A 23,144-nucleotide genomic window follows, 5' to 3' on the forward strand; every position below is an offset into this window, starting at 1 on the left:
TCACGAAAAACTTAAGGATAAAATTTGCAAGAGTTGAACAACGAGATCAAAAAAGTCCATTTCATCGGCATCGGCGGCATCGGCATCTCAGCCATCGCTAGATTTTTACACGAAAAAGGCCACAAGATAAGCGGCAGCGACATCAAAGAGAGCAAAACGACGCTAGAGCTAAAAGATGAAGGTATCGAGGTCATCACGCCGCACTGCAAAGAGGCGATAAAAGACCAAGACTTTGTGGTCTATTCAGCTGCGATAAAAGAGGATAACATCGAGCTAGTGGAGGCCAGACGAAAGGGCATAAAGTGCTTTTCAAGAAAAGAAATTTTACCTTATGTGCTTGAAGATAAGTGCGTTTTTGCAGTTGCTGGCGCGCACGGCAAAAGCACGACTTCAGCGATGCTAGCAAGCCTAATAGAAGGCTCAGTCATCATCGGTGCCATCTCAAAGCAGTTTGGCTCAAATATGCGCTACGCTAAAAGCGATAACGTTGTATTTGAGGCTGATGAGAGCGATTCAAGCTTTCTAAACTCAAATCCATATCTAGCCATCGTCACAAATGCAGAGCCAGAGCACATGGAGCATTACGACTACGATCTAGCTAAATTTTACGCAGCCTACAAGGGCTTTTTGGAGCGCGCAAAGGTTAGAGTGATAAACGCTGAGGACGAGTTTTTAAGCACGCTTAAGCTTGACGCGATCAGGCTTTACCCAAGCAGTGATATCACTGAGCTTACGATGGTTGTAAGAGACTATCAGCCATACACTAGCTTTAATCTTAAAAATTTAGGCAAATTTGAAGCCTTTGGCATGGGCGAGCACATCGCCATAGACGCATCTTTGGCAATTTTAGCTGCGATGCACGAGACGCCGCTTAAAGATATCAGAGAAAATTTACTAAATTTTAAAGGCATAAAAAAGCGTTTTGATATCCTTAGCGCAAACAAAAATTTCGTTCTAATCGACGACTACGCGCACCATCCAACCGAGATAAAAGCGACGTTAAAATCAGTCTTTGAATACGCCAAAATTTTAGGCATAAACAGCGTCACAGCGATATTTCAGCCACACCGCTACACAAGACTTAGCACAAATTTACCTGGCTTTAAAGAGTGCTTTAAAGGCGTTGATGAGCTTGTCATCTTGCCAGTTTATGCAGCCGGAGAAAATCCGATCGAAGTTGATATGAAGAGCGAATTTAGCGAGTATAACCCGATCTTTACCGATAAGGTCGAGAGGGTTGAAGAGGGGATAGAATTTACAGATGAATTTGGCGTGAAAAACCGCCTAAGTGACGGCATCGTAGTTGGCTTTGGAGCGGGCGATATCAGCGTGCAGCTAAGAGGCGGATATTAATGGATCTAAGCACTTTCAAGCCCCAAGATGAAAATGAAATTTTAAAAGAGATAAAAGAAAAAGAGCTAAGCGAGGATGAAATTTCAAGCCTTATAAATTTAGGTAAAAAAGATATCTTGATCGCGCTTGCAAGGTCTCAAAAGCTAAGTAGCGCCCAGATAAAAGATATGTTGCCAAATGCCCCATATCTAGCCGTTTGCTTGCTGGTTGAAAAGCAAGATATCAGCGAAGTGAGGGCTGAAATTTTAGAAAAGATAAAGCCTCATGCCGAGCTTTACAAAGAGCTCATCGCAAAGTATAAAGGCGTGAAATGGTAAGAAATTTGATAATAATCGCTGGCGTGATGCTGCTTTTTGGAGCGATCTGGGCGATAAAAGATGAAAAGATCAGCAAAGGCGTTAAAGCGCTTGTTAGCGCAGTGCTTGTAGCGATCCTTGTTTGTGTCTATTTTTACGAGCAAAATTTATCAAGAAATGAGGACGCCATCTCAAAGCTAGTTAGCGATTTTAAACAGGGCAAAACACTAAAATGTGGCGAATACAACGTGAGTGCTGAGAAATTTAACTACGAATTTGGCACGGCGTCATTTTTAGCTAAAAGAGAATTTAGCGATCTCTCAGGCGTTATCGTGCCTATAAAAAGTTGTGAGCAATGACTGAAGAGATATTTTTAAAGCTAGATCTTGGCGAGTATCTTGATAAATTTAACTCCTTTTTAGCAAGGCAAAAACCGCTATTTTTACAAGGCGACAGCAAAATCCACTTTGAAAACATTAGCGAGCTTTCAAAGTATGATTTTAAGGCGCCTGATGAGATAAAAGAGCTTGATGACGCGCTTATGAGACTTAGCAAGCAAGCAGTGCTTCACATCAGCGAAATTTACGAGTTTGCAAAGATCATTAAGTATTTTTCATATCTAAAAAAGCAAAAATTTGAAGGTAGGCTTGGCGAGTGGATCGCAAAGGTTGAAATCCCTGAAGCGATGAGCAAGATGGCAAACAGCTTTGATGAAAACGGCGAGTTTAGCGACAGCGTAGATGAGAGATTTGCTGCGATAAAGCATGCGTTTAGCGAGAAAAAGCGCCAGATCGACGCTGAGCTTAAAAAGCTCATCTACTCAAAGCATATCACGCCCTATCTTGTAGATACCCAGACGCACTACATCAACGCACAAGAGGTACTTTTGGTGCGTGGTGGCTTTAATCACGCCCTAAAAGGCACCGTGATCGCTAGAAGCTCAGGCGGCTACTTCTACGTCGCACCTGCAAGCACCGAGCGCCTAAAAAAGGAGCAAAGCGAGCTACTTGATAAAAAAGAGGAGATCATTTTTGAGCACTGCAAGAAATTTAGCCTGCAGATGAGCAAAAGCCTGCTCTTTTTGAAATTTATAAATAACGCTTTTGATCAGTTTGACGCGTATCAAGCTCGTGTAAATTTGGCTAGATCGCGTGACTATGAGTTTGTTTTGCCAAATAGCTCGCACGTTATCAAGCTTGAGAAATTTGCCCACCCAGCGCTTAAAAATCCAAAGAGCGTGAGCGTGGATTTTAGTAAAAAAGTGCTTTTAATAACCGGCGTAAATGCTGGCGGTAAGTCGATGCTTTTAAAATCAATAATTTCAGCCACGCTGCTTGCAAAGTATCTGCTGCCTATGCGTATCGACGCAAACCGCTCAAGCATCGGCTCTTTTAAAGAATTTGACGCGATCATCGAAGATCCGCAAAGCGTGAAAAACGACATCTCGACCTTTGCTGGCAGGATGGTGCATTTTGCAAAGCTTTTTACTAAAAAGTCAATCATCATCGGCATCGACGAGATCGAGCTTGGCACCGACTTTGAGGAGGCTGCGAGCTTGTATGGCGTCATGATAGAGCGCCTCATCACTCAAGATATCAAAATGATCATCACGACCCACCACAAGCGCCTTGCGATGCTATTAGCTAAAAATCCAGAGGTTGAGCTAGTGGCGGCACTTTACGACGAAGCGGCTCAAAGGCCTAAATTTGAGTTTTTAAAGGGCACGATCGGCAAGTCTTATGCCTTTGAAACGGCGGCAAGATACGGCATATCTCAAAATTTAGTGGCGCAGGCAAAGAAAATTTATGGCGAAGATAAAGAGAATTTAAACGAGATCATCACAAAGACGCTAAATTTACAAACCAAGCTTGATGAGGGGATAAAAGAGGTCACGGCAAAAGAAGAGCGGCTGGAGCGCTTGCTTGAGGAGCAAAAAGAGCTAAAAGAGAAAAATGAGATCAAGCTAAATGCGACTATTTCTCGCCTCGAAAAAGAGTATTATGAAGCGATAAATGCGGCAAAAGCTGTTATAAATTTCAAGGATATAAAAGATAAGCAAAGGGCGCTAAACGTGGCAAATGAGAAAAAAGCCGCCATCGTTAAGCCTAAAAAAACTGAGCGAGAGAGCCTAAAAGTAGGCGATAGAGTGAAGTATGAAAATATCAAAGGTACGGTTTTAAGTATCTCTAAAAACGATGCGATGATCGAGTCAAATGGTATAAATTTACGCGTGCCACTCGAGCTTTTAAGAAAAAATGGCAACGAAGTGGTCTTGCCTAAAAAAGGTGGAGTAAGTTTAAGCGTAGATAAGCCAAAAACGGCCTCGCTCTCGCTTGATCTGCACGGCATGAGAGCTGACGAGGCGATAGCTAAGCTTGATAAATTTATCTCAGATAGTCTTGTTATGGGGTTTGATGAGGTTAGCGTATTTCACGGCATTGGCACTGGCAAGCTCGCCTTTGCTGTCAAAAATTTCTTAAAAGAGCATCCAAGCGTGAAAGAATTTTTTGACGCACCGGCAAATCAAGGTGGATATGGAGCTAAAATAGTCAGGCTTTAACTTCTTCCTAAAAGTTAAAATTTATTTTAAGGTTGATATAATCAGGGCAAGTACACAAAATAAGGGAAGTAACTTTTGAGTAACAAGGACGAGCAAACGGGTAAAAATCTAAACATCACTAAAACGATTATAGGTTTAGTGTTTATTTTGGGAAGTATTTTTTTAGTCGAAAACCTGGCAGTTTTTTATTTTAAATTTAATAATGCTTCTGCTGAAAATGGCTTTAATCTTCGAAAGAAAGTTGATTATTTGACATATCAATATGTTGATTATTTCAAAAATGTCAGCAAATATGATGTCGCAAATTTCCAATCTTACATTAACGATAGCGCTATGGGTGATGTTCTTTTATTAAAGGATGATAATAAAAATGGATACAAGGTCGTAGCATCTTCAGATAAAAGAATAATAAATCAAGAGTTTAATGACAAAAGCTGTGGAAATATCTTTGCTCATAATTTCCAAAAAGATTATTTTTGGGCAAAAATTTTGCCAGAAAATGCCGCTCAAGTTTGTATGTTTGTGCCAGTTGGAGAGTATATATTAGGCTTTAAAGGAAAGGTCGATCAACGTATTACTGGCACGCATGATGAGTACTTTTTTGAGTGGCTTTTAAACAATATGGCTTTAACATTCATCTTAAGCCTCATTGGCGCAATAGTTGCTTTGTCTACTTGTATATGGTATGCGGTCAAATACATAAAAGAAAAAAATAACTATAACGCATTAAAAACAGATACTAAAAAACAGATAGAAGAGCTTGGAGAAAAGCTTTATATCGATCCAATGACTGGACTTTTAAATAAAACAGCATTGGTGCGTGATATTAATAGCTATGAAAATCCTAAAGTAGTGCTTATAGATATTGACGATTTTGGCAAGATGAATGACTTTTACGGTAAATTTGCATGTGATCAGATTTTGGTAAAGATGGCTGATTTGATCAGTGAATTTGCCAAAGATGAGAATATGAAGGCTTACTGTATAGAAGCAGATAGGTTTGCTCTGGTAGAAGATAGCGATAGCTTTATCGATAGATATGAAGATATGGTTGAAGATTTGATAGAAATTTTTAAAGGCCGTATGCTAAGTATAGTCGATGAAGATGGTAGAGAGATAGAAGGTATCGAGATACATAGTACAATAGGCTTTGCTCTTGATAGTGACCAAACACTAAGAAAAGCAACAATAGCGTTAAAAACAGCAAAAGAGCAAGATAAAGACTATGTTTGTTATTTCAAAGGGCTAAATCAAAAAGAGGAATACGCAACTCAAATAGAACGCTCTAAACTGATACAATACGCCACTATAAATAACAATATTGTTCCTTATTTTCAGCCGATAGTTAATGACCAAAAGGTACCTGTAAAATACGAATGCTTGATAAGACTTTTAGATAGAGGCGATGTTATATCACCAAATGTCTTTTTGGATATCTCAAAGCGTATTAAGCGTTATGCTGATCTTGAGAAACAACTCATTGTAAAGTGTTTTAAACAACTTGTAGAGGATAAGAATTTAGTACTTTCTATAAATTTAAGCAGTAGAGATATGATCGATGGTGATGTTAGCTCACTTGTTTTAAATTTATTAAACAAGCATAATGTTGCTGGTAGAGTAGTATTTGAGATCGTTGAAGATGAAGAGCTTAAAAATTTAGAGAGAGTTTCAAATTTTATCGAGCGTGTAAAAAGTATGGGCGCAAAGATCGCTATTGATGATTTTGGCTCAGGATATTCAAATTTTTCTTACATTATAAAGATCAAGCCTGACTACGTGAAGATCGATGGCTCTATTATAAAAGATATAGACATAAATAAAGATTCACACTCCATCGCAAGTGCGATCGTGGCATTTGCAAAAGACCTTGGTATAAAAACTATTGCTGAATATGTGCATTCAAAAGAGATATTTGAAATCTGTAAAGAGATCGGCGTAGATGAGTTCCAGGGCTTTTATTTTGGTGCACCAGAGCGTGCTGGCTCATAAGGTACTTAGTGGTAATTAGCTTTTTAAAAGAGCTTTTAAGCTTTCGCTCTATCACACCTAATAATGCTGGAAGCTTAGAATTTATCGCTAGATTTTTGCCTGATTTTGAGGCAAAATTTATAGAAAAAAACGGCACCAAAAATCTCATACTCTCTAAAATTTATGGTGATGGCGAGCATCTAGCTTTTGCTGGACACGTTGATGTCGTGCCTCCAGGTGAGGGCTGGGATAGTGAGCCATTTACTCCACTAGAAAAAGATGGCTACATCTACGCAAGAGGCGCACAGGATATGAAAAGTGGCGTGGCTGCTTTTGTTTGCGCTGCTAAAGATGCGAAATTTGATGGCAAGCTAAGCCTCATCTTAACAAGCGACGAAGAGGGTGATGGCACATATGGCACACCTTTGGCACTTGAATATTTACGCGAAATAAATGATTTGCCAAAATTTTGCGTAGTGGCTGAGCCAACTTGTGATAAAGAATTTGGTGATAGCATAAAAGTTGGCAGGCGCGGCTCGATAAATGGCAAGATCATGATAAAGGGCGTTCAAGGGCACGTGGCATATCCTGAAAAGTGTGTAAATCCGGTAAATTTGATAGCTCCACTTTTAAGCAAGATTGCAAATCACGATATGGACGCTGGGAGCGAGTTTTTTAGTCCAAGCAAGATTGTGATAACTGATATTAGAGGTGGCATGCAAGTTTGCAACGTCACGCCAAGTGAGCTTAGCATAATGTTTAATGTGAGAAACTCAAATTTAACTGACGTAAATGACGTCGAGAGCTATCTTAGAGAGGTTTTAAAAGGGCTTGATTTTGAGCTTAGTATAAAGCAAAGCTCAAAGAGATTTTTAACAAACAAAGATAGCAAAATCGTAAAAAATTTAATGGCCTCTGTCGCAAAAATTACCGGTATTACACCGGTTCTAAATACAAAGGGCGGTACGAGTGATGCAAGGCACTTTGCTGAATTTGGTGTAGATGCGATAGAATTTGGTGTCATAAACGACCGCATACATGCCAAAAACGAGCGAGTTAGCGTCCGTGAAGTAAATAAACTTTATGAAATTTTTAAAGATTTGATAGAAAAATTTTAATCCATAAATTTCATTATTTTTAAACCAAAAATTTATTAATTGTCTAAAAAATACTTTCAAAAGCTATTTTGATTGATATTTTTGTCAAAGAATTTTAAGATTAAGAAATTTTCTTTATTTGGCAATATTGCTATTATCTGTTACAATTTATGAAATAGCTGGGTTTTGGCAATTTTAAGTAAAACCTAATGGAATGCCCTTTTTAACGAGTACAAGATAAAAGTTATAAATATGTTTGTAGGCGAAAAATATATCCAGCACAATCCTAGCTTTAAAGATGGTATGGATATCATTTCTAATTTATAAAAAAAGTAAAATTTCAAATAAGTAAAAAATGCAAGTAAAACGAAAAATATACAAATCTTTTCAATACGAGAAAATGAGACATAGCTTGCGAGCTAGATTATTCTTTTTAGCCGTAGCAGTCGTGATTTTGGCAATCGAAATTTTTATCGCAGTTTTTGTCAAAGGTGGCTTCGTGCGCCATTATTTGGGTGATGTGCTAGTTACGGTGATGCTTTACGCATTTGGACGAGCTGTGTTTAAAACTACACCAAAAATTTTAGCATTTGAAATATTTATTTTCTCGCTATTTATAGAAATTTTACAATACTTAAAAGTGCTTGAAATTTTAGATATTCATAATTTAATAATACGCATAGTCTTTGGCGGAACATTTGACGTTAGCGACATCGTATGTTACGCGTTGGGCTGTTTGCTGGCTTATTTGATTGATGTCATTTGCTTTCTGCAAAAGTATAAAAGTCCAAAGATATAGTGATAAACTACAACTTTGTTTTTAAGTATAAAGCAGGAGTTAATCATCTTAAAAGCTCCAGCAAAATTTATCAGTTTATTTTAGTTCGCCCCAGTTTTTAGCGATATTTAACGATGTTTTAAGTGGTACATTTAACGTGTAAATTTCCTCCATCGTCTTTTGCGTCGCCTTGCCAAATTCCTGTGCAAATTCGTCTTTTACTTCAAAGATCAGCTCATCGTGGATCTGAAGTAACATTCTCGCGTTTTCATCTAAATTTGCTCTAACTTTTACCATAGCCATCTTGACAAGGTCTGCCGCAGAGCCTTGAAAGACCGTATTTACCGCCTCGCGCTCAAACATAGCTATTTGCATAGGCGTAGCACTTTTAAAGTCAAAATAACGCCTTCTGCCAAGTAGTGTCTGCACAAAGCCATCATTTTTAGCTGAAATTTTTATGCTCTCTAAAAAGTCTTTGATCGTCGCAAATGCCTTAAAATAGCGCTCTATATACTCTTTTGCCTCGGCTCTTGTGATATTTACTTGATTTGCCAGCTTGCTTGAGCCCATGCCGTAAATGAGGCCAAAATTTATGCTCTTCGCCACAGCTCTATTTTGCCCATCACTACTGCCAAATATACTAATAGCCGTCCTTGCGTGGATATCCTCGTCATTTTTAAACGCCTCAAGAAGCGCAGGATCACGGCTAAAGTGAGCTAGTAGTCTAAGCTCGATCTGGCTGTAGTCAAGCCCCACAAAACTATACCCATCGCGTGCTTCAAAACACTCTCTAACATCCTTTGCGAGGCTGCCACGAGCTGGGATATTTTGCAAATTTGGATTTTTACTTGATAGCCTGCCAGTGCTCGTGCCAGTTTGCAAAAAGCTCGTGTAAATTCGTGAGCCCTCATCCTTTTTCGCAAGCGCTAAAAGTGGCTCGCAGTAGGTGCTTTGTAGTTTATATAGCTCCCTATAGGCTAAAATTTTCTCAATCACTGGATGAGCGTCCGTAAGCTCAGCTAGCACGCTTTCATCGGTGCTGTATCCTGTTTTTGTCTTTTTCTTAGTTGGGAGTTTTAGATGCTCAAAAAGTATGACGCCAAGCTGTTTTACTGAGTTTATGTTGAAATTTTCGCCGCTTAGCTCGTAAATTTCACTTGTTAGCGCCTTTAGTTTGGTGTCGTTTTCAAGGATGAGCTTTTGCATTTTGGCTTCATTGATCTTGATGCCGTTTTGCTCCATATCAAAGAGCGTGAGGATAAAAGGAAACTCGTGCTTATCGGCAAGGACTAGTAAATTTTTATCAAGCTTGTTTTGAAAAGTTTTATAAAATTTAAGCGTTATCCAAGCATCCTCACTCGCGTATTTAGCGGCATTTTCTAGCGGCACATCGCCAAAAGTCTGCCCCTTTTTGACCACATCTTCAAATTTGATCGTGTCGTAGTCATAAAGCCTTTTTGCCAGCGCATCCATGCCGACACTTGAGTTTGGATCGCTAAGCCACGCAAGTATCATCGTGTCTTTAAAATTTGCTGGTGGGTTGAGCCCAAGGTTGTTTTTCACGATCTCAAAGTCATATTTTAAATTTTGTCCGATCACGCAGCCTTTATAAATTTGCCCTACCGCCCAAGTGGCAAAATTTAGGTCTATTTGCTTTGGCGCGCCTAGGTAGTTGTGAGCTACTGGCACGTAGTAGGCATCCTCGTCGTTAAAGCAAAAGCTAAAACCAACGATCTTTGCGCTCTTGCTATCAACGCCCGTGGTCTCGGTGTCAAAGGCGACGATGGTCTCTGGCGTGACGTCTGATAAGAGCTTTTCAATGCTAGCCTCATCAAGGAGTAAATTTGCTCTAAAGCCAAGCTTAAATTCAGCATTTTCTTCTTTTTGCAAGCTCTTAAGAAGCCTATTTAGATCGTACTCTTTTAAAATTTCTGAGATGTTTATCAGGGGATTTTGCTCTGGAAATTTAGAGTGCTCAAGATCAAATGAACTAACTGCGTCATCAAATAGAGTGGCTAGCTTTTTGCTCAAAAATGCTTCGTCTTTTGCAGCGGCAAGCATATTTTTAGTGCGCTCGTTTCTAAGAAGGGCTAAATTTTCATAAATTCCCTCTAAGCTCCCGTACTCAGCCAAAAGCTTCTTAGCTCCCACTGCGCCGATGCCTTTTACACCTGGGATGTTATCTGAGCTATCGCCTGCGATCGCTAGAAAGTCCCTTACCTGAGCTGGATAGACGCCATACTTTTCAAAGCAGCTTGCGCTATCATGATCAATCTTGCTTTGTGGGCTGTAGATGCTCACTTTGCCGTCCTCTATGAGCTGGTAAAGGTCTTTATCGTGGGTGACTATTCGCACAAATATATCTTTATCCTTGCAAAATTTAACCGCGCTTGCGATGATGTCATCGGCCTCGTAGCCCTCGCGGCTAAGGCTGTAAAGTCCCATTTTTTCTATCATATCTATGCAAACTGGAAGCTGTTCTTTCAGCTGAGCCGGCGGCTCGTTTCTATTGGCTTTGTAATCACCTAAAATTTCGTGGCGTAAGGTCTTGCCTTTGCTATCAAGAGCGAAGATGAGATAGTCGCTTTGGTATTCATCCTTGAGGCTTGCTATAAAATTTGCAAAGCCACTAATCATACCGCTTGGCTTACCCTCGCGGTTTTTAAGTCCACTCATGGCGTAGTAGAGCCTAAAAAAGAAACCAAAAGTGTCAATAATCGTAAGTGTTTTCATTTTTATCCTTTGTGTAATTTTATGAAATTTAGGCAAAAAATAGGCTGATTTATAAAAATTTTTGATATTATGGCGGACATTACAAATAAAAAATCACAAAAACAAAAAGCTTTGAGGTCATGAAAAAAATAGTTTTTTTACGTATCAATCCAAATGCAGTCGGTGGTGCCGAACGCTATTTAAGAAGGCTTACTAAAGCCCTAAAAGACGTAGGTATAGACACATCTATACGCTCATATCTAGGAGAGGCTAGGATCTCGTCATGGAAAAAGGCTTTGAGATTTAACGCACAAGTAAAACGCCAAAAACAAAGTGATGAGATATATTTTAGCTTGGAGCGAGTGAGCTGCGCAGATATTTATAGAGCAGGGGATGGCGTGCATAAAATTTATCGTGCCACAAAGCCATTTTGGTGGGTTAATCCTCTAAATTTTGTCTATCCATATCTAGAAAAACGTTGCTTTAAAAATTCTAAAAAGATAATCGCAAATTCAAACTACATAAAAGAGCAAATTATTTCAGCTTACGGTATCGATGAGTCAAAAATCGTTACCATTTACAACGGTATAAACTTGCCACAAAAGGTAGAAAAAGGAGAAGCAAAACTTAGCGTATGCGAAGAATTTGGACTCGATTACAATTTACCAATTGTGCTTTTTGTAGGAAATGGCTTTAAAAGAAAAGGAGCAAAGGACTTTTTGCTTCTTTTATCAAAGCTAAAAACGCCAGTAAATGCGCTAATAGTAGGCAAAGATAAAAATTTAAATTCTTATAAGAAGCTAGCGAAAAAGCTAAAGATAAAGGCATTTTTTACAGGTGAGCAAAAAATGACTGCAAAATTTTATGAAGCAAGCGATATTTTTATATTTCCAACACACTATGAGCCATTTTCAAATGTCGTTTTAGAGGCGCTTAGCTTTAAAAATATTGTCTTTACAACGGCTCAAAATGGGGCAGCTGAAATTTTAGAAAATCGTTTTATCATGCGTGAACCAAATGATGAAAGTATACTGGAGCTAGTGGAGCAGGTGCTTAATGATAATGACATGATGAGAGAGCTGCAAGAGAAGTCATTTTTACTTTCGCAAAAATTTAGTATAGAAGAAAATGCAAGCAAAACTCTTGAAATCATAAACGAAGTGCTAAATTTGGAGCAAAAGTGAGAGTTTTTATAGAGCTTCCAACTTGGCTTGGAGATGCTGTGATGGCGAGCGCAGCGATAGAAAATTTAAGTAAAAATGCTAAAAATATTGTATTTTTTGGCTCTTACGTGGCCTGTGAGCTTTATAAATCACATCCAAAGTGCGAAAAAGTAGTCATTGACGATAGTAAAAAACAAAATTCAAGATATTTAAGTCTTATAAAAACGGCTAGAAAGCTTGGAAAATTTGATATCGCTATTAGTTTTAGAAGCTCATTTGCTAGTAAATTTTTGCTATTTTTTCTAAAAGCAACACAAAAATTTTGCTTTAAAAAGAGTAGCGAGAGCTTGCATCAGGTACAGAAATATCTAAATTTTATAAAGCAAAGCCTAAATTTAAAAGAAATTTCAAACGAACTAAAGATTTACTATGAAGCTAAAAAAAGCAAACAAAAGCTCCTAGTGCTAAATCCAGGTGCTAGCTACGGAAGTGCCAAAAGGTGGTATCCGCACTATTTTGCAGAGGTTGCACTGCGCTTTAAAAATGAATTTGATGTAAAGATCACTGGCTCAAAAGCTGAGCTTGAGATCTGCAATGAAATCGAGCAAATACTCTTGCAAAATGGTATGAAATGTGAAAATTTGGCTGGAAAAACGAGCATAAAAGAGCTTTGCGAGGTCATAGGTTCTATAAAAAATGGCATCTTTTTGACAAACGATAGTGGTCCTATGCATATCGCAGCTGCTTATAAAGTGCCGCTTGTGGCTCTTTTTGGACCGACTAAATTTAAAGAGACTAGCCCATGGCAAGATGAGAGTGCAAAGATAGTGCATTTAAATTTAGATTGTATGCCATGCATGAAGCGAGTATGTCCTATAAAGACACATGCCTGTATGAAGGAGCTTACGCCAAAAATGGTTATTGCTGAAATAAAGCTATTAAGAAAAAAATTAAATTTTTGAAATTCTAAATATAATTAAATATATACATACATAATTAAAAAAATTTTAGTTTTTATTTGATTACATTTTTACCAAATATTTGACATTGGTTATCAATATAGCTATAATCACGCAAAAATTTTTACTAAGAAGGTATTATGGAGCTAATTAAACATCACATTGATCATGTAATTATTGCGATTTTAGGCATTATGAGTTTTTTTGTACTTTGGTATACGATTGAGCGTATCATTTTTTATTCGCGCGTTGATATAAAAGGCTACAAAAGTATCGAAGCGCTTGAAGAGGCACTAACCAAAAATTTAACCACACTTTACATTATCTACTCAAATGCACCATATATAGGACTTCTTGGTACAGTTGCTGGAATTATGATCACATTTTATGATATGGGTATGGCAGGCGGAATCGATACTAAAAGCATAATGGTCGGCCTCTCTCTTGCGCTAAAAGCAACTGCTTTTGGACTACTTGTGGCGATACCAACTTTGATGATTTACAATGGTTTTGTTAGAAAAGTAGATGTAATGCTAAATAGATACAAGGCTGAAAATGCGTCTAAATAAAAAAGATGGGTTAAATATTGTCCCATTTATTGATATTATGCTTGTTTTGCTTGCTATCGTGCTTAGCATCTCGACTTTTATTGCTCAAGGTAAGATAGCTATTGATCTTCCAAGCGCAAACAGTGCCGAGCAAAGCAAAGAGGACGATAAAAAGGTAAGCGTAGTAATTGATAAGGATAATAAATTTTTTATAGATGATGTAGAAATTTCTGAGAACGAACTCAAAGATAAGCTAAATGCGGTTGATATAAAGACATTGATCGAACTAAAAAGCGATAAAAATTCGAAATTTGATAGCTTTGTCAAAGTAATTGATATATTAAAAGAGAAGGGCCACGAAAATTTTGCAATCCAAACAATCTCTGAATAAAATTTCAAATTACAGCGGCTTAGCTGTTTCGCTTGTAGTGCATGGAGCAGCAGTATATTTTTTGCTTTCACATAATTTTGATGAGATAAAAATAGGTGAGCAAAAACCGATAAAAATAGCTCTTAATTCATTTACTCCAGTGCCACAAGTCTCAGCACCTCAAATAGCGGAGCAAATGCTTATACCAGAGCCAACTCCACCAGCTCCACCGCCACCACCAGAGCCACCAAAACCTGAGCCAAAGCCGGAACCAAAACCTGAACCTAAAAAGGTGGAGAAACCAAAGCGTGAAATAAAAAAGGTAGAGCCTAAAAAAGAGAAAAAAATAGAGCCCAAGCCTGAACCGGTAATTGCTCAGCCAGTGCAGCCTATTGTACCGCCAGCTAGTGTAAATACAAATTTACCAGCCAATAACAAGTCTATCGCTGCAGCTCCAGTTCAAAATGTAACACCTGAGCTAAATTTATCAAATTCGCAAGGCGATGAAGATTTTACGAAGGTTATAATCGCAGTTAAGAGGCATAAAAGTTACCCAAATAATGCTAAACGTATGAAACATCAAGGCATTGTAGAAGTTAGGTTTTTACTCAAGCAAGACGGCAGCATAGATGAACTTAAAGTTAGCAAAAGCTCTGGTTTTGAGTCGCTTGATAATGGTGCTTTAGAAAACATTCAAAGAGCAAGTTCTGAGTTTCCAAAGCCTAAGCGAGATTGTTATCTGCGCCTTCCTATTTTATTTCAAATACACTAAAATAAATTACAAGCTTATTTAAGCTCGTAATTTATTATCTGTTTTGTAGAATTTCTTTTATATTTCAAGTCAAAATAGAAAAACATAACTTATTTTATTTAAAAAAGTGTGTATTTTAAACTTGCTTTAAATATTAAACATGTATAATCTGACTTTCTTTAACGGGTGGTTGGATAGCTCAGTCGGTAGAGCAGCAGACTGAAAATCTGCGTGTCGGCAGTTCGATTCTGCCTCTAACCACCATTTCTTTACTAATCCCTATTTTATTGATATTTCAAAGCTTTAAGGTTTGGACAGGTGCCATCTTGGGTGCCATTTATTAGTCCATTTTCTACTAAAAAGAAAAACTAATACACGGCGAAATAGAAGATAAAAATAAAAATTGTAAAAATATTTTTTGTAAAAATCAAACATTTCAAAAAGCTTAACATTTTCAACAATGTTTTTCTAGTCTAGTTATGGCAAATGCCAAATTATTACACAGGCCCTAACTTTTTATTTTAATGCATAGAGAATACAGTAAAACAATAAAAACTTTTTTGCATGGGCGAGGATACTTTTTGTCTGACATGCAGACAAAAACCTCGTTAGGGGTAACCCCTAAGACCCCTTTTGGTCATTTTAAAATTATAACGTAAAAATATTATTTTTTATTATTTTATAAAAAAATTTAATACTGCTTGAATAAGACACTAACGAATTGTAAAGATTGGATCCTAAAATAATATTAATTGTATGGTTATTTGTGTGTAAAAATGGTCTTGCAAATAAAATACAAGACCATTATAGGAAATCAATTTCAGCAGTTTTTTGAGGAAATTTACTTTCTGTCTTTTGTAATATTTTATATTGTGGCTGAGATTTTTGATTATATTGATTTATGATATTTCGGCGTCTTGTGACAATTTCATCAATGCCTCGCTCTGTTTTTGCATAGAGGCTCCTAAGTCCTGCAACTCGTATTCGAATGTTTTTAATTCCTGAGATAATGGATTCAACTTGTTTGATAATGTGTTGCACACCTGCAATAATTGACATAAAAGTTCCATTTTCTCGCTCTCTTGTCTCTCTTTTTCTTCTAACTCTATTAATAATGTTTGCTCTAATAGCGTCATTATCTATCCTTTTATCAAAAATTGTGATTTTATTTTTTAGTTGTCACCATTTATATATTTTTCTATATAACGATTCATCCCTTTGTTCTCTTTTTCTAAAGACGATATCTCTATTTTTGTTTTTATCAACCATGTTGTTATAACTATTATTATCACCAATAGTATCAATGATATGATCTTGAAAGCCTTTGTTTTGTTTAGGTTCTCTTTCAGCTTGACTTTTAAGCCATCGATCTCTTTTTTGAACTTGTTTAATACAAGCTGCTTTGAGTCTATCAAACTCTTTTTCTCGCTTTGATACGACTCTTGCATCATTTTCATTTCTTGATAAATCTCTTGTATCTTTAAATTCTGCTGCTCTTGCATCTGCTTTACTTCTGAGTTGCTCCATTGCCTCAATGCTTGTAAATTTTTCATTAAACATATCTCCTTTAAATCTTCTTGCCTTCTTTGAATTTGGAAGCTTTACACTAACATAGTCTCCTCCAACCCTAGTTATTTCTATATTGCTGTCGTTAAATGCTTTTAATATGTCGCTCCTGCAAGTAAATTCTTGATTTATGAACTTATCTATTAATATTCTTTCAAGCTCAATATAATCTTTGATTAGGCTAAGCTCTTTTCTTTGGCCTTGAAGTATATGGCTCTTAGCTGGGTCTTTTGGGTCTGAGAAGTTATATCTTAAATTTGTATAGTTTTGCCAACTATCTATTAATGGCATATCTGCTTTATGATAATACGGATTAAATGCTAGACCACTTTTTAAGTCTATTTTTGGAATAACAAAATTTAGTTCCAGCCTTCCTTTGTCTATATGCTCAACCCAAAGAACGTTGAATCTTTCTCTGTACATACCAAACAGTATTCTTTCAAATTCGCGTATTAACTCTTTTTTACATTTTGATCAATATTGTCTTCTTCAAACGACAAACATCCAATACAAGTTTTTTGTCTATTCTCAATATTATTTATAATCTGTCTAGTAACATGCTCATTTCCTTTTATGACATAGGCTGTTTTATTGGCAACTCTACTGTTTAGTAGATAGTCTATGCCTGATTCACCACCACTGCTATTGGTTTTAAAAAAACTTAATAAGCATGCTACTTAGTCTTGCTTAACAATACATCCAGGTCATTATCAATAGATATTACGTGTTTTAAGACAATTTGATCTATGCTTTTGTTTAAATTAACATACCTTGCAATCTGATTTAAATTGTTGCCTATCTTTGATATTTTTACCATCATAGCTCTATCAAATTTATGAATGGGTGGCTTAGAACTAGATACGGCATTTCTTATATAGCTAGAGACAGTAATGCCGGCCATTGCAGCATTTAATTCAATATTGTTCTTTTGATCTTCACTGAAACATACTGATATCTTACAGGTATGGTTTGGTTGTATCATAACACTATCTCTTTACCTCAATAGCGTGGTACTCAAACCATTCATCTAGCTTGGTTCTATCGTATCTTATGATCTTATTTATTTTAGAAAACGGTATTAAGCCTCTCATGCGATATTTTGCTTGAGTATTTATGCTTATTCCATACTCTTGCACAACATCCTTCGGCGTTAGCCAACGATTTTGTTTTATAGGATTATTCATATGATATCCTTGTTATCTTTTCGGACATCATAGTAAAAATCAAAAATTTAAAAGCACAAAGAATGGCTAAATTTTTTCAAATTTTTGCGCTTTTATCAGACTTTGATTAAAATATTTTTCTCAAACTCTAAGTTATTTTCCTCAAAAATGTAATCTATTGCATTATTTAAAGCTACTATATATGTATTTCGTTTAATTTCTTGAGATATTTTTAAATTTCTAAATTCTGATATTTTCTTAAGTATTCCGTTTATAATTGTTATATATTTCTCATAATTTTTAGAAAAGCAATCTTGGTATTTTTCATCATGATTGCCAAATGGAAAATTTTGTTTCCTCAGTGTCTCAATTGCATCAAAGAAATCTTTAAAATGTTGATTCTTGGAATATAGGATACTGTTAAGCTTTGTTACTATATACAAAAACGTGTGCCATGCCAATTCTCTAATAAAAATATCTTGATTTGTAAGATATGGGGATAATTTCAATATTTCAATGTCTCCACCAAACATACCCTTAACTTTTTCCATGTTTTCTACCGTTTGGCGAGGATCGATAGTGCAGTAAGAATCATCCTCTTCAAAGTATACAAACTGTGCTGAACCAAGGTCGTCTAATTTGTCTTTATCAACTTTTTCTACGACTATAAAATTTTTAAAAATATCCATTATTTGAAGTTGTGCATTGTTAATAACTCCATATACATAAAAAGCACTTATAAAAAATTTTTCGTTAATAAAAAATTCGCATATATGTAGTATTAAGTTTGATGTTAACTGCGAAAAAGCATTCTGAGGATCATAAGTAAAATTTATAACATTATCAAAATTCATAATCTTCCTTTATACTTTCTAGTAGCTCAAGTGCCTTGTAGCTATTTATATAAGTATCGTAAGTTACGTAATTTTTATATGTAACACCATCTCTTTTGTGAGTTAAATGATCTTTAATAATATCACTATTTGCGCCAAGCTCTTCAAGTGCCGAACCGCTTATATGCCTAGTACCATGCAGTTTAAAATCATCAAAACCAACGAATTTATCGAGTTTCATCTTTTGTCTATCCGTATTTTTAATAGACTCGCCAGTTTTTGGGCTTGCAAATACCAAGCCGCATCTATCGGCCGGTATTTGCATTATGGCTTCTTTTACGAGCAAAGGAAGCGGCTTTTTATAGTCGTTTCTGTTTTTGTATCTATTAGATAATATACGTTGTTTTCCAGATCAACATTTTCCCATTTTAAGCCAACAACTTCTCCTTTTCGTCTACCATACAAACAAAACAAGAAAAATCCTCTCCAAAACGGATCATCTTTATAAAGCTCCAAGATAGCCGTTTTTAACTTATAAAATTTACCGATTGCATCTTTTACTATCGTTTTTCTAGTCGTTTTAGATATTTTAGTTAGCAGAGCGCAAGGATTTACCACTATTAGCTGATTGCGAAGCGCTATGTCAAACATCTCGCCTAAAATTCGTCTTGTATTATCATATGCCGTACGCTTTGACAATACATGCACTTTTCCCATTGTTTTATTAAATTTTCCATCGTGCATTAGATTATGGATAACATTGTCTATTTGGGCAGCTATGACGTCTACTACGATCTCTTTGCCGATACTGTCTTGCAAATATTTCTCATAAAAAGCGATGTCGCTAGCGACAGACTTTTTGTTGATATCTTTTTCGCCTTTCCACAGCTCAAACAAATCATTAACCTTGGTAGTATCTTTAAATTTCAGCCCCTTTAACTGCTTACTTACGCCATCTAACCACTTTACAAGCTCTTTTTTGGCTTCATTTTTGTATTCTCTCTTGCCCCATCCGCTACGAGTATCTAGCGTAAGCACTTTTGTAAAATACTTGCTTTCTATAACTTTTCTTAATAAAAAGACATTTGGCTTTAGTTTGTTGATAAAAAGCCCAGTATCTACTTTTTTATAATCACTCTTTACTATAGCCATCTCTCACCCCATAAAACCAAACGGTAATGCAAACATATCATCATCTAGTTTTACAGCCGTATCTCCGGCGTAAAAGACTATGCCCTTATCAAATTTACTTTGCAAATTCTCTTGTAAGTGGTAGATGTGCTTAAAGTCATCTTTGCTAATAGTTTTTGAGGATTTGACCTCTACGGCTATGAGCTTACCTGATATCTCAAGGATAAAGTCTATCTCTTTTTGATCGCTCGTTCTGTAGTAGTATATATTTGCTCTTTTTTTGCTACTTGTATTTGCCTTTAGTAGTTCATCAAATACAAATGTTTCATATATTGCGCCTTTGTATGAGGAATTTGCAAGCTCTTGCGCTGAAGAAATTTGCAGTAGATGCGCTAGCACTCCTGTGTCAGTAGCAAAAATTTTAGGACTTTTTATAAGTCTTTTTAGAGCGTTATTAAAATATGGCTGGAGCTTTTGGATCTGATAGGTATGTTCAAGCACGCTAAAATAGCTATCAAAGGTCTTATTATCAAGCCCAGACTCTAGGCATAGCTCATTTTTGTTAAAGATGTTGCCACTTCTTAGCATACATAGGCGGTACATAGTGATAAATTTATCCATATTTCTGATGTTGCCTATCTCTTTGGCATCTGATTCTATATATGTTCTTATGTATGAGCTAAACCAGAGATATTTTGATTTTTCAGAGGTTATCTTTGTGATCTCCGGATAACCACCATTTATAATCTTTTCAGATAAGCCCTCATTATCATACTTCTTTAGCGAAAGATGGCTTATATCGCCACTTAAAATATCTATCAAATTTTCATCGCTATGACTTAGCTCTTTTTGAGAAAGTGGATATAGCTCTACTATACCTATCCTGCCAGCAAGCGAGTCTGAAATATCTTTAAAACCTTTTAAATTTGCAGAGCCGGTTAATATAAACTGACTGTTCGTTCTGTTTTTATCTACAAATTCCTTAATGGCAACAAGTAGTATCGGTACTCTTTGTATCTCATCTATTATTATAGGCTTATTGCAGTGTTCTATAAAGCCTTTGGGATCGTTTCTTGCGGATTCATATATGTTTATGTCGTCAAGCGTTATGTAGTTTGGTATCTCTAAATTTAAGGCAAGTGTTGATTTACCGACTTGTCTAGCCCCGCTTATCAAAAGCACTGGAAAGCTTTTCATATACTCTTTTATTTCGTCGCTTATGGCTCGTTTGATATACATAGTATTTTATCCTTAAATATTTAGGAGTATGATACTATAATATATATAAATTTACAAGGATGGTTTGGTTAAGTTCGTCACATTGTTTAAAAAAGATCAATCCTCTTCTAAAATTTCGCAAAGTAGCCATCCAAACGGCTGTTTATTTATAAGCCATATAGTGGTTTCCTCATCTCCAAAAGATGGTTTTTGCCCTTTACCCTTCATTATTTTTATCTTTCTCGCGCCATCTACCGTAACGGCTCTTGCGCCACTATGCTTTCCAACTCTCAATAAAAATTGATTATCCGTAAGTTTTAAATGCTCGTATTTCTCAATAAATTTATCAGATAGTCCTTCGCGTGTAAATTCGTCCGTTTCATAGCTAAACTGAGAGGCAAATATCGGCATATAGTGAGAGTTGCAGGCTTTTATTAGCTCGTCAATGCCAAATTTATTGTTTTTTATCGTAAACGTTGTTTTAAATTCGCTTTTTGAGTTTATCACCTCGTATCTTACTGGTATGCCTTGACTACCATTTTGTCCTCTTGGCTCTCTGTTTCTTTTTATATTTATAGCAACTGAAGCAAAAGTATGCGACTCTACCACTTCGCTATCAGATACTAAAAAATCACTAAAATGCTCTTTTGTATCATAGCTTCTACTCTTTTTAAAGAGCATTTCGCCAAAGGCTGTCGCTATTGCACCCTTTAAAGAGCTTCCAGGAATAATGGCTTTTTTTAAATTTGGAGAGATAAGTGTCTTTTCAATAACCAGTTGGTTTATGACTTTTTTACCACCACCCTCTCTTTGAACAACTTTTCCTATTTTTTCGTTATAGTCTTCTGTGATATTTTTTAGCGCCTGTACTTTGTAGTAAGAGATTTTTTTGGCCAGAGAACTCTTCTCTTTTATAAATTTTTGCAACTTAAGTATGCCCACATCCGTAGCATCTGAGGATATTTTATTAAATTCTTCTTTAGACTTATCATCAAGCCCTTTAACAAATTCAAATTCATCAAAAACATACATATAGTATTTATCGTCGGCGCCTTTGTCTATGACATAGTTCATCGGCTCGTAAGCCTCTCCAGTACCTATATGTATCGGGCTTATGGGCGTTAGTTTTATTTTGTAGGTTTTAGTTTCATTACGCATTTTTTATCTCCGTAGCTATTAGTATGCTATATCCTTGGTGTACCGTGTTCGCATTTGCGGAGTGTCCTCTTATAGCTTTTCCTAGATATTCTTTCTCGCAAATTTCATCATATACTACCACGCTACTGCTATCAGCCATTATAATAGGACTTTTAAAAGGATTCGTGTTTGCAAGCCCTCCGCCATGTTTGCCAAACCTAGTAAATGGCTCATAGAAAAACTCTTTTAAATTTTCATCATCTATCACAGTAGGGCTAAGCGTCATAAAGGCATTTGAGCTTTTTTTGATAGCTACTTTTTCAAACGCGCCATACTCAAACGCTCCTTTTCCTATGCTAGCTCTCTTGCCGTAGCCGCTTTTAGACACAACCTCAAGCGCTTTTTCTAGCTCATCAAGTTTAAATTTATCATCTAGCAAAAAGTAGATATCTTGTCTGCTAAATTTCATCTCCACTAAAGCATAAGGCGCAAATTTACCGCTCTCATCAGTCGTAAACGTATGGTAGTTTATGGAGTTTTTGATCGTTGCATTCTTTGTTAGCTCATAGCCGATCTCACCACTTGTCTTAGCGTTTTTGAAATTTCCGCTTTGCAGATCCTCCATGCTAAGCCAAATTTTCTTTCTATTTTCTTTTTTTAGCTCCAAATTTTCGCCCAAAAGGTGACTTGGCATGCTAGGCTTTGGCAAATATCCACTAGCAAAACCATCAGAGACTATCAAAAACGGCTTTTTGTCGTAGTCGCCTAGTAGCTCATTTAACCTATCTTCTCCAAGTGCGTATCTGATCGCCCAACAAATTTGCCCAAACAAAGTATCACCCTTTAGTGGTGTTGTAAAATTTGACTTGGGCGTTATGGTAGTTTTATAAAGCGTCATTATTCCCACCTTAAATTTGTAAATTCAACCCTTCCGTAACCTCTTGAGCCGCTACCGCCTAGATAGTCGTTTTCTATTAGCTTAAGTCCGCTCTCAACCATCTCTTTTAGTTCATTTTCATTGTCGTTATAAGGCTCTTTTTCATCAAAAACTTTTAGCCTAATAACAAGGTCAAATTTCACTCCAGCCGGCACGCGCTCGATCTGGCGAGGATGTTCGGCGGTTCCGCTTTCTCTGTTGATCACGTTTTCATATTTTGCTTCGCTTAGTTTTAGCCCTTCGCTCTCTTTAGACAATAAACAATCCCCAACGCTTATTCTAGTAATACCAAATTTATTCTCTTTATCGCCAAAAATTTTTAGTAAATTTTGCGCCGCTTTTTTATCTGGCTCTGGTACTTTTTCTAAAATTTTAGAGTTAAAAACCTCTCCTTCGCTATATCCAACCAGCCTATTATTCCACTCAAGTAAGCTTCTCATTTTACCTTTTAGCGAGCTTCCAGGGATGTAAGGTTTATTTGTATTTATATCTTTTATTACCTGCGAGTCTATGCCGCCTATCTTCATAGTATCATCGCCACCACCTATATGAAGTCCGCTTAAAAGCTCTATTTGTCCCTTTAAAGTTAAAATTTTCATACTTT

The 23,144-nt window shown here is 36.5% G+C and carries 24 protein-coding genes and 1 tRNA gene; 13 read left to right on the forward strand and 12 right to left on the reverse strand.

Translation table 11 applies throughout. The features are described from left to right. Positions 1 to 45: 45 nt before the first annotated feature. The 7 genes from murC to A3854_RS05880 all read left to right on the forward strand — a co-directional run bounded on the left by murC (position 46) and on the right by A3854_RS05880 (position 8,073). Positions 46 to 1,353 carry a UDP-N-acetylmuramate--L-alanine ligase gene (gene murC, locus A3854_RS05850; protein ID WP_084041740.1) on the forward strand — a complete coding sequence of 436 codons (1,308 nt, stop codon included), beginning with the start codon at positions 46 to 48 and terminating at the stop codon, positions 1,351 to 1,353. Beyond that, positions 1,353 to 1,670 carry a hypothetical protein gene (locus tag A3854_RS05855; protein ID WP_004317683.1) on the forward strand — a complete coding sequence of 106 codons (318 nt, stop codon included), beginning with the start codon at positions 1,353 to 1,355 and terminating at the stop codon, positions 1,668 to 1,670. The genes murC and A3854_RS05855 overlap by 1 nt, the downstream gene beginning before the upstream one ends. Next, positions 1,664 to 2,008, forward strand: a complete 345-nt coding sequence (locus A3854_RS05860) for a hypothetical protein (protein WP_084041700.1) — start codon at positions 1,664 to 1,666, stop codon at positions 2,006 to 2,008. Before A3854_RS05855 ends, A3854_RS05860 begins: the two co-directional genes overlap by 7 nt. Beyond that, positions 2,005 to 4,209: an endonuclease MutS2 gene (locus A3854_RS05865; RefSeq protein ID WP_084041701.1), complete on the forward strand. Its 2,205-nt coding sequence runs from the start codon at positions 2,005 to 2,007 to the stop codon at positions 4,207 to 4,209. Before A3854_RS05860 ends, A3854_RS05865 begins: the two co-directional genes overlap by 4 nt. A 75-nt stretch (positions 4,210 to 4,284) precedes the next feature. Further along, a complete protein-coding gene (locus tag A3854_RS05870) occupies positions 4,285 to 6,198 on the forward strand; it encodes an EAL domain-containing protein (RefSeq protein ID WP_084041702.1) in 1,914 nt (637 codons plus the stop codon). An 8-nt stretch (positions 6,199 to 6,206) separates the two neighbouring features. Then, on the forward strand, positions 6,207 to 7,295 hold the full coding sequence (gene dapE / locus A3854_RS05875; RefSeq protein ID WP_084041703.1) for a succinyl-diaminopimelate desuccinylase: 1,089 nt from the start codon (positions 6,207 to 6,209) through the stop codon (positions 7,293 to 7,295). Positions 7,296 to 7,674: 379 nt separating this feature from the next. Continuing rightward, positions 7,675 to 8,073, forward strand: coding sequence for a ribosomal maturation YjgA family protein (locus A3854_RS05880; protein ID WP_084041704.1), 399 nt, complete (start codon positions 7,675 to 7,677; stop codon positions 8,071 to 8,073). Between the two features lie 75 nt (positions 8,074 to 8,148). Here A3854_RS05880 and polA read toward each other — a convergent pair whose 3' ends face one another. Further along, entirely contained in the window at positions 8,149 to 10,785 is a 2,637-nt protein-coding gene (gene polA, locus A3854_RS05885) for a DNA polymerase I (protein ID WP_084041705.1), read from the reverse strand. 119 nt (positions 10,786 to 10,904) lie between these two features. On the opposite strand from polA, the gene A3854_RS05890 reads away from it, so the two are divergent. The 6 genes from A3854_RS05890 (at position 10,905) to A3854_RS05915 (ending at position 14,819) form a co-directional block, all read left to right on the forward strand. Then, positions 10,905 to 11,948, forward strand: coding sequence for a glycosyltransferase family 4 protein (locus tag A3854_RS05890; RefSeq protein WP_084041706.1), 1,044 nt, complete (start codon positions 10,905 to 10,907; stop codon positions 11,946 to 11,948). Continuing rightward, positions 11,945 to 12,889, forward strand: coding sequence for a lipopolysaccharide heptosyltransferase II (waaF, locus tag A3854_RS05895; protein WP_084041707.1), 945 nt, complete (start codon positions 11,945 to 11,947; stop codon positions 12,887 to 12,889). Before A3854_RS05890 ends, waaF begins: the two co-directional genes overlap by 4 nt. 137 nt (positions 12,890 to 13,026) lie before the next feature. Then, entirely contained in the window at positions 13,027 to 13,455 is a 429-nt protein-coding gene (exbB, locus tag A3854_RS05900) for a TonB-system energizer ExbB (RefSeq protein WP_084041708.1), read from the forward strand. Next, entirely contained in the window at positions 13,442 to 13,825 is a 384-nt protein-coding gene (exbD, locus tag A3854_RS05905; RefSeq protein ID WP_072593836.1) for a TonB system transport protein ExbD, read from the forward strand. The genes exbB and exbD overlap by 14 nt, the downstream gene beginning before the upstream one ends. Beyond that, positions 13,800 to 14,576, forward strand: a complete 777-nt coding sequence (locus tag A3854_RS05910) for an energy transducer TonB (RefSeq protein WP_084041709.1) — start codon at positions 13,800 to 13,802, stop codon at positions 14,574 to 14,576. Before exbD ends, A3854_RS05910 begins: the two co-directional genes overlap by 26 nt. A gap of 167 nt (positions 14,577 to 14,743) precedes the next feature. Then, positions 14,744 to 14,819: transfer RNA gene (locus A3854_RS05915), tRNA-Phe, on the forward strand. A 540-nt stretch (positions 14,820 to 15,359) separates the two neighbouring features. On the opposite strand, the gene A3854_RS09590 is transcribed toward A3854_RS05915, so the two are convergent. The 11 genes from A3854_RS09590 to csm3 form a co-directional block, all read right to left on the reverse strand. Then, positions 15,360 to 15,614 (reverse strand): hypothetical protein, encoded by a 255-nt coding sequence (locus A3854_RS09590; protein WP_180378653.1) that lies wholly within the window; start codon positions 15,612 to 15,614, stop codon positions 15,360 to 15,362. A gap of 120 nt (positions 15,615 to 15,734) precedes the next feature. Next, a complete protein-coding gene (locus A3854_RS05925) occupies positions 15,735 to 16,544 on the reverse strand; it encodes a relaxase/mobilization nuclease domain-containing protein (protein ID WP_084041711.1) in 810 nt (269 codons plus the stop codon). Between the two features lie 250 nt (positions 16,545 to 16,794). Then, positions 16,795 to 17,103 carry a plasmid mobilization protein gene (locus A3854_RS10025; RefSeq protein ID WP_180378654.1) on the reverse strand — a complete coding sequence of 103 codons (309 nt, stop codon included), beginning with the start codon at positions 17,101 to 17,103 and terminating at the stop codon, positions 16,795 to 16,797. Positions 17,104 to 17,107: 4 nt separating this feature from the next. After that, positions 17,108 to 17,305: a helix-turn-helix domain-containing protein gene (locus A3854_RS05935; RefSeq protein ID WP_084041712.1), complete on the reverse strand. Its 198-nt coding sequence runs from the start codon at positions 17,303 to 17,305 to the stop codon at positions 17,108 to 17,110. Between the two features lie 95 nt (positions 17,306 to 17,400). After that, on the reverse strand, positions 17,401 to 18,138 hold the full coding sequence (locus tag A3854_RS05940; protein WP_084041713.1) for a hypothetical protein: 738 nt from the start codon (positions 18,136 to 18,138) through the stop codon (positions 17,401 to 17,403). Next, entirely contained in the window at positions 18,128 to 18,442 is a 315-nt protein-coding gene (locus A3854_RS05945; protein WP_084041714.1) for a hypothetical protein, read from the reverse strand. The genes A3854_RS05940 and A3854_RS05945 overlap by 11 nt, the downstream gene beginning before the upstream one ends. Positions 18,443 to 18,453: 11 nt before the next feature. Next, a complete protein-coding gene (locus A3854_RS05950; protein WP_084041715.1) occupies positions 18,454 to 19,269 on the reverse strand; it encodes a hypothetical protein in 816 nt (271 codons plus the stop codon). A 3-nt stretch (positions 19,270 to 19,272) separates the two neighbouring features. Next, entirely contained in the window at positions 19,273 to 20,487 is a 1,215-nt protein-coding gene (locus A3854_RS05955) for an ATP-binding protein (protein WP_084041716.1), read from the reverse strand. Between the two features lie 96 nt (positions 20,488 to 20,583). Then, complete coding sequence (locus A3854_RS05960; protein ID WP_084041717.1) at positions 20,584 to 21,624, reverse strand: RAMP superfamily CRISPR-associated protein; 1,041 nt, start codon at positions 21,622 to 21,624, stop codon at positions 20,584 to 20,586. Further along, a complete protein-coding gene (gene csm4, locus A3854_RS05965; RefSeq protein WP_084041718.1) occupies positions 21,617 to 22,501 on the reverse strand; it encodes a type III-A CRISPR-associated RAMP protein Csm4 in 885 nt (294 codons plus the stop codon). The genes A3854_RS05960 and csm4 overlap by 8 nt, the downstream gene beginning before the upstream one ends. Next, positions 22,501 to 23,139 carry a type III-A CRISPR-associated RAMP protein Csm3 gene (csm3, locus tag A3854_RS05970; RefSeq protein WP_084041719.1) on the reverse strand — a complete coding sequence of 213 codons (639 nt, stop codon included), beginning with the start codon at positions 23,137 to 23,139 and terminating at the stop codon, positions 22,501 to 22,503. The genes csm4 and csm3 overlap by 1 nt, the downstream gene beginning before the upstream one ends. Between the last annotated feature and the right edge of the window lie 5 nt (positions 23,140 to 23,144).

The organism is Campylobacter concisus, from assembly GCF_002092845.1.
In the GTDB taxonomy this organism is placed as follows: Bacteria; Campylobacterota; Campylobacteria; order Campylobacterales; family Campylobacteraceae; genus Campylobacter_A; species Campylobacter_A concisus_AQ.